Below are 13,296 nucleotides of genomic sequence, written 5' to 3' on the forward strand. Positions count from 1 at the left end.
AGTTCCGCCGGGGTTTGCATCGTTCGGGAAACGGGGCGCGTTTTTCGTGCCTCTCTGTTGTGAAATAAGTGGCGCGAAAAGCGCGCCCCGCCGGCCGCTGTCCCGGCTGCCGACCGGTCACTCGGGCGATCTGTGCCCTAGCGGCTTTTCCGCAACCGACATGATGCCGGCCGCCGGCCTTTCGCGGGCCCTCACAGGCCTCGGGTCACCGAACCCGAGGGGGAGGCTGCCGTCACCCCTCCTGATCCCCGGCTCCGGACCCGGTTCCCGACAGGGGCGATGGCGGGAAGTGTAGTGGAGGTTTTGAGGGTGGGGGAGAAAAGAGCGAATAGGGAATGGGGAATAGCGAAGAGGGGACGCGCTTCGCCAACGTCGTCATCCTATGGCTTGACCATAGGATTCATGCCTTTGCGGTGGTGATGGGGTGCGGGTGAAAAAAGTGGGGCAGTTTTCTGGAGGCAGGAGTTTATCCCCGCTGTTGCGGCATGGGTCCTCGGGTCAAGCTCGAGGACGACGAAGGTGGTGGACTTCCCCTCAATCGCGGCGTTCGCCGGGAGAAACAATCGCAATGTCGCGGCGTTCGTCATCGACGCCGGAAAAGACGGCGACGCCGTCGGACATGCGCACGCTACCCTCAGCCAGAAGGCGGAGCGCCAGTGGGTAAAGACGGTGCTCAAGCTTCAGAACACGCTCGCCAAGCGTCTCTTCCGTATCGTCGGTGAGAACGGGAACGGCGGCCTGGGCGATGATCGGGCCCTCATCCATCTCCGGCGTGACGAAATGAACGGTGCATCCGTGGACGCGCACGCCGGTCGCAAGTGCGCGGGCATGCGTATCAAGCCCGCGAAAGCTGGGCAGGAGGGCAGGGTGGATGTTGATCATACGCCCTTTCCATTTCTGCACAAAATCCGGGCTTAGAAGGCGCATGTAACCAGCCAGACAGACAATTTCCGCCTTGAGCTCGGTCAGCGCCTTGTGGATCGCCGCATCATGCGCCTCGCGTCCATCATAATCGCGCGATGACACCACTCTTGTGGGGATGCTGTGCGTGGCGGCAATCTCGAGACCGCGGGCGTCGGCGCGGTTGGAGACCACACCGACGATCTCGGCTGGAAACGACGGGTCGATGGCGGCCGCGATGAGGGCCGCCATGTTGGACCCGCGGCCGGAAATAAGGACCGCTACCCTTTTGCGTGTCCGGCGCGTCATAGGGCGAGAGAACCGCGATAGGTGACGCCGGCAGCCTGGCGTGGGACGATCTGGCCAAGCATGGTGACATGCTCGCCCGCCTGCTGGAGGAGTGCCGCGATCTGTGCCGCCTCATCGGCGGCAACCGCCACAACCATGCCGATGCCGCAATTGAAGGTGGAGAGCATTTCGCTCTCGGCAACACCGCCCGTCTTGGCGAGCCAGGAAAAGACCGCCGGCACGTCGATTGCATCGAGGTCGACCTCGGCGGCCAGATGATCGGGGAGAACACGCGGCAGGTTTCCGGAAACCGCCACCGGTGATGTGAGCAAGCGCCTTGATGCCCCAGGCAGCCTTCAGCGTGGCGAGCAGGGGTTTGACATAGATACGGGTTGGCTCGAGCAGCGCTTCACCGAGTGTCTGGCCCGGCGCGAAGGGGGCCTTGTCGTCCCAGCCGAGGCCGGCATCGGAAACGATGCGGCGCACCAGCGAAAAACCGTTGGAATGAACGCCGGAGGAGGCGAGGCCCAGAAGAACGTCGCCCTCGGCAATGTCGCCGGTGGGCAGAAGCCGGTCGCGCTCTGCCGCGCCCACGGCAAAGCCGGCCAGATCGTAGTCATCGCCGTGATACATGCCCGGCATTTCCGCCGTCTCGCCACCGATCAGCGCGCATCCGGCCTGCCGGCAGCCCTCGGCAATGCCCGAAACGATCGCCGCGCCTGATCGGGGTCGAGCTTGCCGGTTGCGAAATAGTCGAGGAAGAAGAGGGGCTCGGCACCCTGAACGACGAGATCGTTGACGCACATGGCAACGAGGTCGATGCCGACCGTGTCGTGTCGGTTCGCGTCGATGGCGATCTTGAGCTTGGTGCCGACGCCATCATTGGCGGCCACGAGGATCGGGTCGGTGAAGCCGGCTGCTTTCAGATCGAACAGACCGCCGAAGCCGCCGATCTCACTGTCGGCGCCCGGCCGGCGCGTGGCGCGCACCATGGGCTTGATCTTTTCCACCATCCGGCTGCCGGCATCGATGTCGACGCCCGCATCGGCATAGGTGAGGCCGTTTTTACGTTCCTGAGCCATTTCGTTCTCGCCGCCGCGTTTTTTTCGGCTTCTGACATGAAGGGGGCGCTTCCGCAAGGCGGGAGATATTAACAGGCTGGCCTATTGAAAGCGTGCCGCTCTCCTACAATGTGTCAAAGCCTGCGATAAGTGTGTCCCGAAAATGCCCCCGACCGCAACGAAAAGGGCAGGGCAGCGGGCGGCGAGGGTGGAGATTTTCCATTGACGATACCCAACATCATCACATTGATGCGTTTCTTCCTTGTGCCGGGCGTGGTGTTTGCCCTTTTGACGGGGGAGTATGGCTGGGCGTTCGCTGGATTTCTGGCGGCGGGCATCTCCGACGGTGTGGACGGGTTCATCGCGCGCCATTTCGACCAGCGCACCGAGCTTGGCGCCTATCTCGATCCGATCGCCGACAAGCTGCTTCTGGTCAGCGTTTTCGTGGTGTTCGGCTATATGATGGAGCTGCCGCTCTGGCTGGTGATCGCGGTCGTGTCGCGCGACGCGCTGATCGTCGGTGGCGTGCTTCTGGCCAATGTCATGGGGCATCCGGTGGCCATGAAGCCGCTGTTCGTTTCCAAGGCGAACACACTGGCGCAGATATTGCTGGCGCTGCTGGTTCTGGCCGAGCTCGCATTCGGATACAGTTCGGGTGCGGTGCGGATCGCGCTGATCGTCGCCACCGGCCTCTTGACCGTGGCTTCCGGAGCGGCCTATCTCGTCGCCTGGATCAAGCATATGAGTGGTTATGCCGAAAGTGACGCCGAAGGACGCTGAAAACGAGGCCGGGCCGGTGATCGCCCGTCCGACGCTGGCGCGCCATATCGCCTTCTGGGGCCTGGCGGGGCTGGGGCTCGTCCTGTTTCTCTACGTCTTCAGTTCCATTCTGCTGCCCTTCCTGGCCGGCATGGTGCTGGCGTATTTCCTCGATCCCGTTGCCGACCGGCTGGAGAAAATGGGGCTGTCGCGTATTGCTGCGACCGTTGTGATCCTGATCAGCTTTATAGTCGCGGTCCTGCTCGGCCTGATGATCGTGCTGCCGGTGCTGGGGACCCAGCTTGCCGATTTCGCAAGCCGTCTGCCGGACTATCTGACGCGGCTTCAGGACCTTGCGAACCGGCTCGAACCGGAATGGCTCGACAATCTGATCAACAATGAAACCGATGCGGTGCGCGACAATCTGAGCTCTATCCTGGCGCAGGGGACGGGCTTTCTTGGCACGCTCTTCAAATCGGTCTGGAGTTCGGGCGTGGCGATCGTCAACGTGGCGAGCCTGTTTGTCGTGACGCCCGTGGTGGCTTTCTACATGCTGCTCGACTGGGATCACATGGTCGAGAAGGTGGACAGCTGGGTGCCGCGCGACCATGTGGAGACGGTGCGCCAGATCGCCCGCGACATCAATGTCGCAACGGCGGGCTTTGTGCGCGGGCAGGGCACGCTGTGTCTCATTCTCGGCATTTTCTATGCCGCCGGCCTGTCGCTGGTCGGGCTGAATTTCGGGCTTCTCATCGGTCTCTTCGCCGGCCTGATCAGCTTCATCCCCTATGTGGGCTCGCTGCTCGGCTTCGGCCTGTCGATCGGCATCGCGCTGGTGCAGTTCTGGCCCGAATGGTGGTGGGTGCTGGCGGTGGCGGCGATCTTCTTCTCCGGCCAGTTCCTGGAAGGCAATATCCTGCAGCCGAAACTGGTGGGCAAGAGCGTGGGCCTTCATCCGGTGTGGCTGATGTTTGCGCTGTTCGCCTTCGGCTATCTGTTCGGCTTTGCGGGGCTCTTGATCGCCGTTCCGGCGGCGGCGGCCGTTGCCGTTCTGGTGCGCTTCGCCATCAACCAGTATCTCGCTTCGCCGCTCTACAGCGGACACGCGCAAACGCCGGCCAAAACGCCGAAATCCCGGGGCTGAAGCCATGCCGTCGCGCCAGCTACCGTTCGATTTGGCACCGGGAGAAGCGCTGAGCCGCGATGATCTGGTGGTGACACCGGCCAATGCGCGCGCAGCCGCCCTGATCGAGAACTGGCCTTCCTGGCCGGCACCGGTGGTGATCCTTGCCGGTCCCGCCGGCAGCGGCAAGTCGCATCTCGCCGCCATTTGGCGGGAAGAGGCGGATGCGGCCGAAATAGCCTGCGACGGGATCGAAGCGGCGGCGATCGAAGAAGCTGGGCTGCGGCCGATCCTGATCGACAATATCGACAGCGGGCCGATCGACGAGAACGGCCTTTTCCACCTGATCAACGCCGCGCGCGCCGGCGGCCAGCCCATGCTTCTGACCGCGCGCAGCTTTCCCGGCGCCTGGGGCGTCAGACTGCCGGATCTCCTGTCGCGCCTCAAGGCGGCGGCGACCGTGGAGATCGACGAGCCCGACGACATGCTGCTCGCCGGCGTGATCACGAAACTCTTCGCCGACCGTCAGGTGGATGTGGAACCGCATGTGGTGCAGTTCCTCGTGCGCCGCATCGAGCGCTCCCTGTCGAGCGCGATCCGCGTGGTGGACGCCATCGACCGTGCCGCTCTTGAACGCAAGACGCGCATCACCCGGCCCCTGGCCGCAGAGGTGGTGAACGCACTCGAAGCGGGCGGCGGCTTCAACGAAGGATAGGGATGCCGCGGTATCTCCGCATCCGAAGCTGAAGCACGAACGGAACCATTTGCGCACAACTCTGTTTGTTCTCCCGAAGCCAGGCAAAAGGCAAAGGAGCGCACTATGAGTGACGAACGCAAGGAACGCACCACGGTGGTCACGACCGGAAGCGGTGGTGGCGCTGGATGGTTTCTCGCCGGCGGACTGATCGTTGCCCTGATTCTGGGTGGTTTTCTATTTTTTGGTGGTTTCATCGGCAGTGGCACGAGTGGCGGCATCAATATCGATGTTCCCGACAAGGTGACGATAGAGACACCCAAGCCATCCGAATAGCGCGGTACTTGCGGCAATCCCGCCGCATCTCTGGTAGAAACGTATTGCCCCGCCGGCCTGATGGGCAAGCGGGGCTTTTCATGTGTGAAAGGTCGGGTCTATCTGATCCGGCCCAAATCGGAGAAAGAGGGGCAATGTCCTATTGATCAGAAACGAACAGCAAGCATTCCCTTGAGGCCATGCTCCTGCACGTCTCCGGATGTCTGGCCGCGATAAGCAAGGCCGACCGTCGATTGCGGGGTGAAATCGAAATCCAGCCCGGCCTCGATCAGCGCCGCGTTTCGCGCGATCGGGGCACCGGCAACGGTGAATTCCGAGCCGCCCGAAAAGGCGTGAACGGCTGTTGGAGCTACGTCGCCGAACACATGCCGCCATCCGACCGTCGCATTGAAGGTTGCCGGTATCGAGGCGAACTGGAAACTGTGTTCCAGCCGCGTGCCAAGAGTGGCGATCCCCGTATCCATGGACTGGCCGTCGACCGACAGTGCAGCCGTACCGCCCTGTTCGATGAACCTGTCTGACCGTTGGTTCACATAGGCCAGATTGACGAATGGTTCGACGCTCGCTGCCGCAAGGTCAAACCTGTAGCTCGCCTCGCCGAAGGCCTGAAGGGTTGCAGCGTCATAATTCGCGCTCAGATTGCTGGCGAGCGCGCCGGCCTGGACATGCCGCCTTGAATCAATGCTGTGCCAGCTATAGCCAAGGCCCGCCCGGACTCCGAGCCTGCCCGTTTCGGTGCCGGCGTAAAGGCCCAGATGATAGTCTTTGCTGTCAATCGAGGAAGAAATCGATGGCGCGCGAAGCTGTGATACCCCGTACCCGCCAAGAATGCCGAGGCGCCACCCGCCAGCCTGAACATCCGCTCCTGCGAACAGACCACCTGAGGAAAGCTCCATCGTCACGGCATTCATGTCATCATCGATATCCGCCCAGGAACCATATGCCTCGCTCCAGAAAGCAGGCTGCGTGCCGCTGGGCACGGCGCCCGGCGTGTTTTCGTCTGCCCCGTAGGAAAGGGGCTGCATTCCCTGATCAGACGTTGCGAAAGCCGTTCTGATACGCTCGTTGGCAGCGCTGCGCAGGAAAATGCTGTTCTGGTTGAGAATGCCCTGGAATGAAGGGTGCGCCTGGCCGGACAGGGAGTTCAGCCCCGTCCGCGCCGCATCTTCATCCGACATTGAAACGATGGCCCGCCAGACTGGGTCGCCGGCCGGAAGTGCATCTACAGCGGCGCCGGTGGCCCGCTGATTCGCTGTCCGCCCGATGCCTGCGAATGAAACGTCATTGCGGATGAGCTCCAGCGTAACGTCATTGCCGTCTCCGCCTGTGTATTCAATCTTCTCGTCAAGGAAGAGGAGATTGTTGGTGACATCGGCGAAAGTGCCGGTAATCGCATCCACGCCTGATTGTCGATGACGACATAGGGGCCATTCAGAATAGGCCAATCCGACGCGGCCAGCGGTGTTCCCGTCAGCGCCAGGGTGGCGCCGGTGATGTCGACGGCACCCTGCACGACCAGCTTGTCTGCTGCAGCCGGTGTCACTTCAATCGCCAGCGTTCCGTGATTGGTGTAATCGCCATTGATGGTCTGGGTGCCGATCGAGTTGCCCGGGCTGTGAACCCCGCCAGCCTCGATCATTGTGCCGCTCAACGTTCCGACACCGCCAAGCGTGGCGCTGCTGCGAACGCGGATGCTGCTTGAAACGTGGGCGCTTGCATGCACGCTGTCGCCCACGATCAGGGTTCCCTGATCAACGGTGGTCAGGCCGGTATAATCATTAATGCCGTTGAGCGTGAGGACGCCGGTACCTTGCTTGGCAAGCCCGCCCGCGCCTGTGATCTTGCCGTCGACCGAGGTGGATTTTCCGTTTCCGTTGACCGTGAGGACCGCGCCGCTGTGAAGGCTGATGTTGCTCCCGGACCCCGCCGTCAACGAACCGATCGTTTCGGAGACGTTCACGCGGAGCGAAGCGCGCGTGTCATCGGAGAGAACCACATCCGTATTGTCGCCGACTGCTGTTCCGCTCACGAGAAGAATGCTGCCAGATCTGATGGTCAGGGGCCCCGTGAACGTGTTCGTTCCTGCGAGCGTCAGGGCCGACACACCGAGCGCGCTGCCGGAGACATCATCCAGTATCAGGCTCCCGGTTCCGCTGATGGAGCCGGCGAAATACCCGCTCACAGAGGATATCGGCACCCCGTCGCCATGGATCGTAAGCGTGTTGCCGTTCAGAAGAATCCTGCCGTTGGATGAGCCGCCGCCGATCATGCCGACCGTTTCATCCGACAGAAGCTCAAACGCGCCGGAGCCAGAAAGCGTCACAAAGTTCGTGTCGCCGATTGCGTTGCCTCCTGAAACAGCAATCCTGCCGTCGTATATCGCGACCGCACCGTCTCCGGTGGTTGTGTTGTTGCCTGATAAGGTCAGCGTTCCCGTGCCGTGTTTCTGCAGGTAATCCGTGAAGAAATCCGTCTGGCCGCTCCAGTTTCCCGAGAAAGTGGTGTCGACGTTCTGGTTCAGGTTCAGCGAGCCCGAGGAACCGCCTGTCGTGATTGTTCCGCCGGTACCGGACAGGCTGGACGCACTTTGCTCTGCATCGCCCAGATCGTAAGTACCGCTATTGAGAACGATTGGAGCCAGGCTTTGCGCCTGTGCGGAAATTCCGTCGATTGCGGCAAGCCCGCATACCCCTGTCAGGACGATCGAGCTAAGTACGCCGCTCTTCGCTGCCGCAAGATTGATGGTTCTGACGCCCCGGAAAACAGGTGTCCGATTCGAATCGTTCAGCAATTTTATAAGCTCCAGCTTTATTTTGGAGCATCTAGGTTCTTCAGTATAAGAAATACAAGCCTCGATTTCTGTCAAAAATTTATTGTATTTCAAAATACTACGGAAAACTGATATTTAATCACTCCCAGGTTGTATTTGGCTACATCTTGGAGGTGCATGTGATCCTGCACCCGGTTCTGGCGGAAGCGGGGTAGTACGTTTTGATTGCCAGGCGCCGTTTTAGCCAACCTGTGAAGCAGGGGGAGGGGAAGCCTTGTTGTCGTACATGCATGTGCCGCATGCCGGGCAGGCGCCAGGCGTTTTCAGGTTTGTTTCCGTGGGACTTTTGCGCGCACCCGCACCACGGTGCATTGATTGTTCGGTTTTTGGGTCTTCACCTATTGCCAAACCAGGACTGAATCACTAGGGAGAGCGGACCTCGGAGCGTAGCGCAGCCTGGTAGCGCATCTGGTTTGGGACCAGAGGGTCGCAGGTTCGAATCCTGCCGCTCCGACCATTGCTCTGCGTGCTGCATGAACAGCGGCATGCTGCCTGTTTCGGCGTTTATACGCCTGCTGGAAACGAGGTTCACGACGTGTCTGCGCGCATTTTCAGCCCGGCCAAGACGGCCATGCAGTCCGGCAAGGCCAAGACCGGTCTCTGGATACTGGAGTTCGATCCCGAGGTGCCGCGCAAGATAGATCCGCTTATGGGCTACACGTCTTCTTCCGACATGAAGAGCCAGGTTCGCCTGACCTTTGAAAGCAGGGAAGAGGCCGTGGCCTATGCTGAGCGGAACGGCATTCCCTTCCGTGTGGAAGAACCGCACCAGCCCAAACGGCGCCAGGTTTCCTACGCGGACAATTTCCGCTATGACCGCAAGACCCCGTGGACGCACTGAATTCAGCGTTCACGCGTCGGTCCCGTAGCTCAGTTGGATAGAGCACCGGCCTTCTAAGCCGATGGTCGCAGGTTCGAATCCTGCCGGGATCGCCATTGTTTTTTGGGTCCATTCTTGTCACATGGCTTACATTTGATACCGGAACGATGGTTTGCGCGATCTGCGGAGCAAATGGGTAGTCTGCCTGCTTCCGCTCGGGTTGGAAAGCCGCCGCAGTGCGGCGCATCTGCACCGCGGCGGAAATGAAGCGCTCCTTTTGAGTGGCCTCTTTACATCATTCTGTTGATTTTCAGATATTGGCCTGCGGTGCGCAGCGTGATGGTTACGTCCCTGTTTGTGCGATTTCTCCAGAACCATCCGTGATTGCCGGTGAACGCCGCCTCAAGAACGCCTGCCTGCTCGGGCACGCCGCGGCCCTGCTCATAGGAAACCGACTTGCCGCCGCCATCGCCATGTGTGTCATAGTTCACGTTGGCACCATTGGCGGTCCAGAAGAACCGGGCGCGTTCGCCTTCATTCATCACCAGTTTGACTTCGACGCCCTGGCCAGGAGTCAGGACAAATGAAAGTTCGTCGCGCCATTCGGAGGCCGGCGTTGTCGCCTGCTGCTGTGTCTGTGCCGCGGGGGCGGGGGTCGTTTGCCTCTGCTGTTGAATCAGGCCGGCAAGAGGGTCGTCTTTCTGGGGATTTGCGCCGGCGTCGGATGCAAGCCCCTCGATGAGGGTCTCAATCCGGTCGAGGCGGGCGATGATCTCGGCATCGCCGCTGGTGCCCGCTCTCGCTGCGTCCAGCGCTGCTTCGCGGGCAAGCTGCGTCTTGATTTCTCCCATCTCAGTCAAGCCGAGGAGGCGACCCACACGGGTAGGATCCATGCCGTATTCAGAGGGCAGAACGACAAAGATGAGAATTGCCGCTGCCGTCAGGGCTGCGATCAAGGTAGAGCGCCTGAGTTGCGCGGAGGTCGGCAGGTCCGCCCGGCGTGGAAGGTCGGTATTGTACATGGTATCAGTCCTTTCAGGCAGCGGAAGTGGCGAAAAGGCCGGCGATCTGGTAGCCGGTGAGTGCGAAGCCCGCGACCATCATTGCTACGTTCAGCGTGTAGGCGTGGCGCCAGAAGCCTGGTTTCCATCGCCAGTAGCTGATCGCGATCAGAATCGCCGACAGCGCCAGAAACTGGCCGATCTCGACACCCACGTTGAAGGCGAGGAGGTTTGGTACCAGGCCTTCTGGCGAGATGTTGTATTCGATGATCTTGGTGGACAGTCCAAAGCCATGGAAGAAGCCGAAGATCAGTGTGGCGGCCTTGGTGTTTGGCTGAAAGCCGCACCAGCGCTGATAGGCTCCCATGTTGTCGAGCGCCTTGTAGACGACCGAAAGGCCGATGATCGCATCGATGACGTAGCTGTTGATACCGATGTCGAAATAAACGCCCGCCAGCATCGTGGTAGAGTGGCCGATGGCAAACAGGCTGACATAGGTGGCGATATGCTGCGGGCGGTAGAGAAAGAAGATCACACCCAGCAGGAAGAGGATATGGTCGTATCCCGTCACCATGTGCTTCGCTCCGAGGTAGAGGAAGGGGATTAGCTGAATGCCGGTGATCTCCTGAATATAGCCCTTGTCTCCCTCGGCAACGGCGTGAGCGAAGGCAGGACCGGCAAGGGTTGCCAGTCCGATAAGGGCGAAGAAAAGGATAATGAAGGACCGTGCGCGCGGATGGCGCGACCGACCCTTGTGGAAAGGTCTGTGCATGGAGGCTCCAATCGTCGTCGTTGACTGTGACCGCATGTGCGGTCGAGATCAGGCGATGACGATCGGTCTCGGCGGACGTTCAAGCCGGTAGGTTGCGTCGAAATTCAACCTATCCGGCGGCATTGGCGCCGCGCCCTGGACCGGCGGTGGCAATTCGGCACCGTTGCCGGGCGGTGTCGTCGGCGTTTCGTGGGCATGGTCGGCAGGATTGTGTTGATCGGTGTGACCACCCGCCCGTTCGTGCTGGTGCAGATTGCCGGCACTCTGTTCGATTTCGGCAGTCGAGAACAAGGCGCGCGCAGGCGACGAGGCGTGCGCAGTGTGAGGCAGTAGCCACCCCAGAGCCATCGCAAAGGCGAGGGCGAGGTGCAGCACAGCTCTTTGCGCCTGCTCAGGCATGACTAAGGGTTCTCCCTGGCATCGGAACGCATCTCTCCACCGGTTGTATTCAACGGATGTTTTTGCCGCCACAGTGTCTTGGCATATCCTCTACGGGGGGATAGCATATTCATATGAACACACAACCCCATCTGCACGAAACCCACCCCCAGATCGTCAAGCGGCTCAAACGCGCCGATGGCCATCTGCGCGGTGTCATTGAGATGATCGAAGCCGGCAGGCCCTGCCTCGACATCGCCCAGCAGCTCCATGCCGTCGAAAAAGCCATCGCCCAGGCAAAGAAAACGCTGATTCAGGATCATCTCGATCATTGTCTGGAGGAGGTGGTCGGCCCCATGACGCGCGAGCGGCGGCAGTCGATCGATGAATTCAGGGAAATAGCGAAGTATCTCTAATGCTGGCGATCCTCAGAAACCGCACCTACCGTCATCTCTTCGCTGCCCAGATTATCGCGCTGGTGGGAACCGGCCTTGCGACGGTGGCCCTCGGCCTGCTCGCATTCGATCTGGCCGGCGAGAACGCAGGCGCCGTTCTGGGCACGGCGCTGGCGATCAAGATGATCGCCTATGTGGGCGTCGCGCCCATCGCTTCGGCCTTTGCCGAAAGGGTGCCGCGCCGCGCCATGCTGGTGGCACTCGACCTGGTGCGCGCCGGCGTCGCGGTGTTTCTGCCCTTCGTCACGGAAATCTGGCAGGTTTATATCCTGATTTTTATGCTGCAATCGGCTTCAGCGGCCTTCACGCCCAACTTCCAGGCCACGATTCCAGACATCCTGCCTGACGAGAAAGCGTATACGCGCGCGCTTTCCCTTTCGCGTCTCGCCTATGATCTGGAAAGCGTGGTGAGCCCGATGCTGGCGGCGGCGCTGCTCTCCTTCATCACCTTTCACAGCCTGTTCGCCGGGACTGTGATAGGGTTTCTCGCCTCGGCCGCGCTTGTCGTGTCGGTAACGCTGCCGAGCCCGAAGCCTGCCCGTCCGCGCGGCATCTACGACCGCACGACGCGCGGCATCCGTATTTATCTGGCAACGCCGCGCCTGCGCGGGCTTCTCGCGGTCAACCTTGCCGTCGCCTCGGCAGGTGCACTGGTGATCGTCAACACGGTCGTCTATGTGCAGGCCGCCTTCGGCCTCGACAACCAGGCGACGGCGCTGTCGCTTGCGGCATTCGGCGGCGGTTCGATGGCGGCGGCGCTGGCGCTGCCGCGGCTTCTGGACACGGTGCCGGACCGCACTGCAATGCTGACAGGGGCTTCGCTCCTGACCGGCGGCACACTTCTGGCTGCGGTGCTGCCCGGCTATGGCTGGATGCTCCCGCTGTGGTTCGTGCTTGGCATCGGGTATTCGACCGCGCAGACGCCCTCGGGCAGGCTTCTCAGGCGTTCGGCCAATCCGGAGGACCGTCCGGCGCTGTTCGCGGCACAGTTCGCGCTCTCGCACGCCTTCTGGCTGATCGCCTACCCGCTTGCCGGCTGGGCGGGCGCAGCGCTTGGCCTGCCGTTCACCGCGATCATCCTTGCCGCCGTGGCGGCCATCGCCATAGTCATTGCCCTGGCGATCTGGCCGGCCGACGACCCGGTGGTTCTCGCCCACACCCATGACGATCTGCCGGCCGATCATCCCCATCTTGCCGACACCGGGCGCGGGCACCGTCATGCCCATGCCTATGTCATCGACGACATGCATGCCACATGGCCGCGGGAGCACTGAGGATGCGCTGCTCCTGCTCGTGGGCTTCCCGCCGCCCTGATCGCTGATGGCGCTCTGACAGGGGCGGCTGTTCGGGAACGCGCTGATTCTCTATTGGGGGCGGGTGCTCAATCGCGTTACGCTGACCGTTACGTCTTGGCCGTGCCGGCTATTGCCCATTGCGCTGTCTGAATAAGGTCATGTCGAAAACTCCACGCTTGTCACCAGAGTTTGGCAAGCTGGTTTCACAGCGTTTTCGAGAAAGACCACTTTGGCGTAAAGTCGTTGAATTTGCGATCATTTTATTGGCGCACCCGACAGGATTCGAACCTGTGACCTCTGCCTTCGGAGGGCAGCGCTCTATCCAGCTGAGCTACGGGTGCTGGCCGACGCTAGGGCGGCGAAGCGCCAGCGCGTGGCTTTCATAGCCGAAGCGTTGGCGCGCATCAACGATGAAATCGCACTGCCGGTGTTTCGAACACGCTAATCCTATCATGGCGCGCCCGGATCATCCCCCGGCCGGTCAAAATCGGAAAGAAGAGCGGGGGAGGCGCACGCCCCTGTTTGACTGCCGGAGCGCGCTGCGGTGGCGTGTTCCCGCGCCGGTCAGGCCCTTGCGGCTGCGG

The 13,296-nt window shown here is 61.4% G+C and carries 13 protein-coding genes, 3 tRNA genes and 1 pseudogene; 9 read left to right on the top strand and 8 right to left on the bottom strand.

The window, feature by feature from the left end:
• Window positions 1–534: 534 nt before the first annotated feature.
• Together purN and purM are read right to left on the bottom strand one after the other, a co-directional pair.
• Window positions 535–1,209 carry a phosphoribosylglycinamide formyltransferase gene (gene purN / locus JCM21793_RS20125; RefSeq protein ID WP_025031518.1) on the bottom strand — a complete coding sequence of 225 codons (675 nt, stop codon included), beginning with the start codon at window positions 1,207–1,209 and terminating at the stop codon, window positions 535–537.
• Window positions 1,206–2,201, bottom strand: a pseudogene (purM, locus tag JCM21793_RS27265) (phosphoribosylformylglycinamidine cyclo-ligase). The gene purN and the pseudogene purM overlap by 4 nt, the downstream one beginning before the upstream one ends.
• Before the next feature lie 270 nt (window positions 2,202–2,471).
• Here purM and JCM21793_RS27270 point away from each other — a divergent pair.
• From JCM21793_RS27270 to JCM21793_RS20150, 4 genes are all read left to right on the top strand, one after another.
• Entirely contained in the window at window positions 2,472–3,029 is a 558-nt protein-coding gene (locus JCM21793_RS27270; protein ID WP_036541085.1) for a CDP-alcohol phosphatidyltransferase family protein, read from the top strand.
• A complete protein-coding gene (locus JCM21793_RS20140; protein WP_025031519.1) occupies window positions 3,001–4,152 on the top strand; it encodes an AI-2E family transporter in 1,152 nt (383 codons plus the stop codon). The genes JCM21793_RS27270 and JCM21793_RS20140 overlap by 29 nt, the downstream gene beginning before the upstream one ends.
• 4 nt (window positions 4,153–4,156) lie before the next feature.
• The gene (hdaA, locus tag JCM21793_RS20145) at window positions 4,157–4,846 is read left to right on the top strand and encodes a DnaA regulatory inactivator HdaA (RefSeq protein ID WP_025031520.1); all 690 of its coding nucleotides are present in this window, start codon (window positions 4,157–4,159) and stop codon (window positions 4,844–4,846) included.
• 105 nt (window positions 4,847–4,951) lie between these two features.
• The gene (locus JCM21793_RS20150) at window positions 4,952–5,161 is read left to right on the top strand and encodes a hypothetical protein (protein WP_007010321.1); all 210 of its coding nucleotides are present in this window, start codon (window positions 4,952–4,954) and stop codon (window positions 5,159–5,161) included.
• 146 nt (window positions 5,162–5,307) lie between these two features.
• Here JCM21793_RS20150 and JCM21793_RS28420 read toward each other — a convergent pair whose 3' ends face one another.
• Window positions 5,308–6,339: an autotransporter outer membrane beta-barrel domain-containing protein gene (locus JCM21793_RS28420; RefSeq protein ID WP_025031521.1), complete on the bottom strand. Its 1,032-nt coding sequence runs from the start codon at window positions 6,337–6,339 to the stop codon at window positions 5,308–5,310.
• Between the two features lie 44 nt (window positions 6,340–6,383).
• Entirely contained in the window at window positions 6,384–7,952 is a 1,569-nt protein-coding gene (locus JCM21793_RS28425) for an autotransporter-associated beta strand repeat-containing protein (RefSeq protein ID WP_025031522.1), read from the bottom strand.
• 419 nt (window positions 7,953–8,371) lie between these two features.
• Here JCM21793_RS28425 and JCM21793_RS20165 point away from each other — a divergent pair.
• The 3 genes from JCM21793_RS20165 (at window position 8,372) to JCM21793_RS20175 (ending at window position 8,927) form a co-directional block, all read left to right on the top strand.
• Window positions 8,372–8,448 (top strand) — tRNA-Pro (locus tag JCM21793_RS20165).
• A 78-nt stretch (window positions 8,449–8,526) separates the two neighbouring features.
• Complete coding sequence (locus tag JCM21793_RS20170; protein ID WP_007010323.1) at window positions 8,527–8,832, top strand: ETC complex I subunit; 306 nt, start codon at window positions 8,527–8,529, stop codon at window positions 8,830–8,832.
• A gap of 18 nt (window positions 8,833–8,850) precedes the next feature.
• Window positions 8,851–8,927, top strand: a tRNA-Arg gene (locus JCM21793_RS20175).
• Window positions 8,928–9,101: 174 nt separating this feature from the next.
• On the opposite strand, the gene JCM21793_RS20180 is transcribed toward JCM21793_RS20175, so the two are convergent.
• The 3 genes from JCM21793_RS20180 to JCM21793_RS20190 are packed head-to-tail and all read right to left on the bottom strand — an operon-like array spanning window position 9,102 to window position 10,983.
• Window positions 9,102–9,833: a hypothetical protein gene (locus JCM21793_RS20180; RefSeq protein ID WP_007010324.1), complete on the bottom strand. Its 732-nt coding sequence runs from the start codon at window positions 9,831–9,833 to the stop codon at window positions 9,102–9,104.
• A gap of 13 nt (window positions 9,834–9,846) precedes the next feature.
• Window positions 9,847–10,584 (bottom strand): HupE/UreJ family protein, encoded by a 738-nt coding sequence (locus tag JCM21793_RS20185; RefSeq protein ID WP_007010325.1) that lies wholly within the window; start codon window positions 10,582–10,584, stop codon window positions 9,847–9,849.
• Window positions 10,585–10,632: 48 nt separating this feature from the next.
• Entirely contained in the window at window positions 10,633–10,983 is a 351-nt protein-coding gene (locus JCM21793_RS20190) for a hypothetical protein (RefSeq protein WP_025031523.1), read from the bottom strand.
• Between the two features lie 113 nt (window positions 10,984–11,096).
• Here JCM21793_RS20190 and JCM21793_RS20195 point away from each other — a divergent pair, with 113 nt between their 5' ends.
• Together JCM21793_RS20195 and JCM21793_RS20200 are read left to right on the top strand one after the other, a co-directional pair.
• Entirely contained in the window at window positions 11,097–11,378 is a 282-nt protein-coding gene (locus JCM21793_RS20195) for a metal-sensing transcriptional repressor (RefSeq protein WP_007010327.1), read from the top strand.
• Complete coding sequence (locus JCM21793_RS20200) at window positions 11,378–12,691, top strand: MFS transporter (RefSeq protein ID WP_025031524.1); 1,314 nt, start codon at window positions 11,378–11,380, stop codon at window positions 12,689–12,691. The genes JCM21793_RS20195 and JCM21793_RS20200 overlap by 1 nt, the downstream gene beginning before the upstream one ends.
• A gap of 285 nt (window positions 12,692–12,976) precedes the next feature.
• Here JCM21793_RS20200 and JCM21793_RS20205 read toward each other — a convergent pair.
• Window positions 12,977–13,053, bottom strand: a tRNA-Arg gene (locus JCM21793_RS20205).
• Window positions 13,054–13,296: the final 243 nt, after the last annotated feature.

Origin of the sequence: Nitratireductor aquibiodomus NL21 = JCM 21793, assembly GCF_000615975.1 — a bacterium.
Taxonomy (GTDB): Bacteria; Pseudomonadota; Alphaproteobacteria; order Rhizobiales; family Rhizobiaceae; genus Nitratireductor; species Nitratireductor aquibiodomus.

Coding starts and splice junctions, on each gene's coding strand:
- purN (WP_025031518.1), bottom strand. CDS start 1,209: ATGACGCGCCGGACACGCAAAAGGGTAGCGGTCCTTATTTCCGGCCGC.
- JCM21793_RS20140 (WP_025031519.1), top strand. CDS start 3,001: ATGCCGAAAGTGACGCCGAAGGACGCTGAAAACGAGGCCGGGCCGGTG.
- hdaA (WP_025031520.1), top strand. CDS start 4,157: ATGCCGTCGCGCCAGCTACCGTTCGATTTGGCACCGGGAGAAGCGCTG.
- JCM21793_RS20150 (WP_007010321.1), top strand. CDS start 4,952: ATGAGTGACGAACGCAAGGAACGCACCACGGTGGTCACGACCGGAAGC.
- JCM21793_RS28420 (WP_025031521.1), bottom strand. CDS start 6,339: ATGTCGGATGAAGATGCGGCGCGGACGGGGCTGAACTCCCTGTCCGGC.
- JCM21793_RS20180 (WP_007010324.1), bottom strand. CDS start 9,833: ATGTACAATACCGACCTTCCACGCCGGGCGGACCTGCCGACCTCCGCG.
- JCM21793_RS20185 (WP_007010325.1), bottom strand. CDS start 10,584: ATGCACAGACCTTTCCACAAGGGTCGGTCGCGCCATCCGCGCGCACGG.
- JCM21793_RS20190 (WP_025031523.1), bottom strand. CDS start 10,983: ATGCCTGAGCAGGCGCAAAGAGCTGTGCTGCACCTCGCCCTCGCCTTT.
- JCM21793_RS20195 (WP_007010327.1), top strand. CDS start 11,097: ATGAACACACAACCCCATCTGCACGAAACCCACCCCCAGATCGTCAAG.
- JCM21793_RS20200 (WP_025031524.1), top strand. CDS start 11,378: ATGCTGGCGATCCTCAGAAACCGCACCTACCGTCATCTCTTCGCTGCC.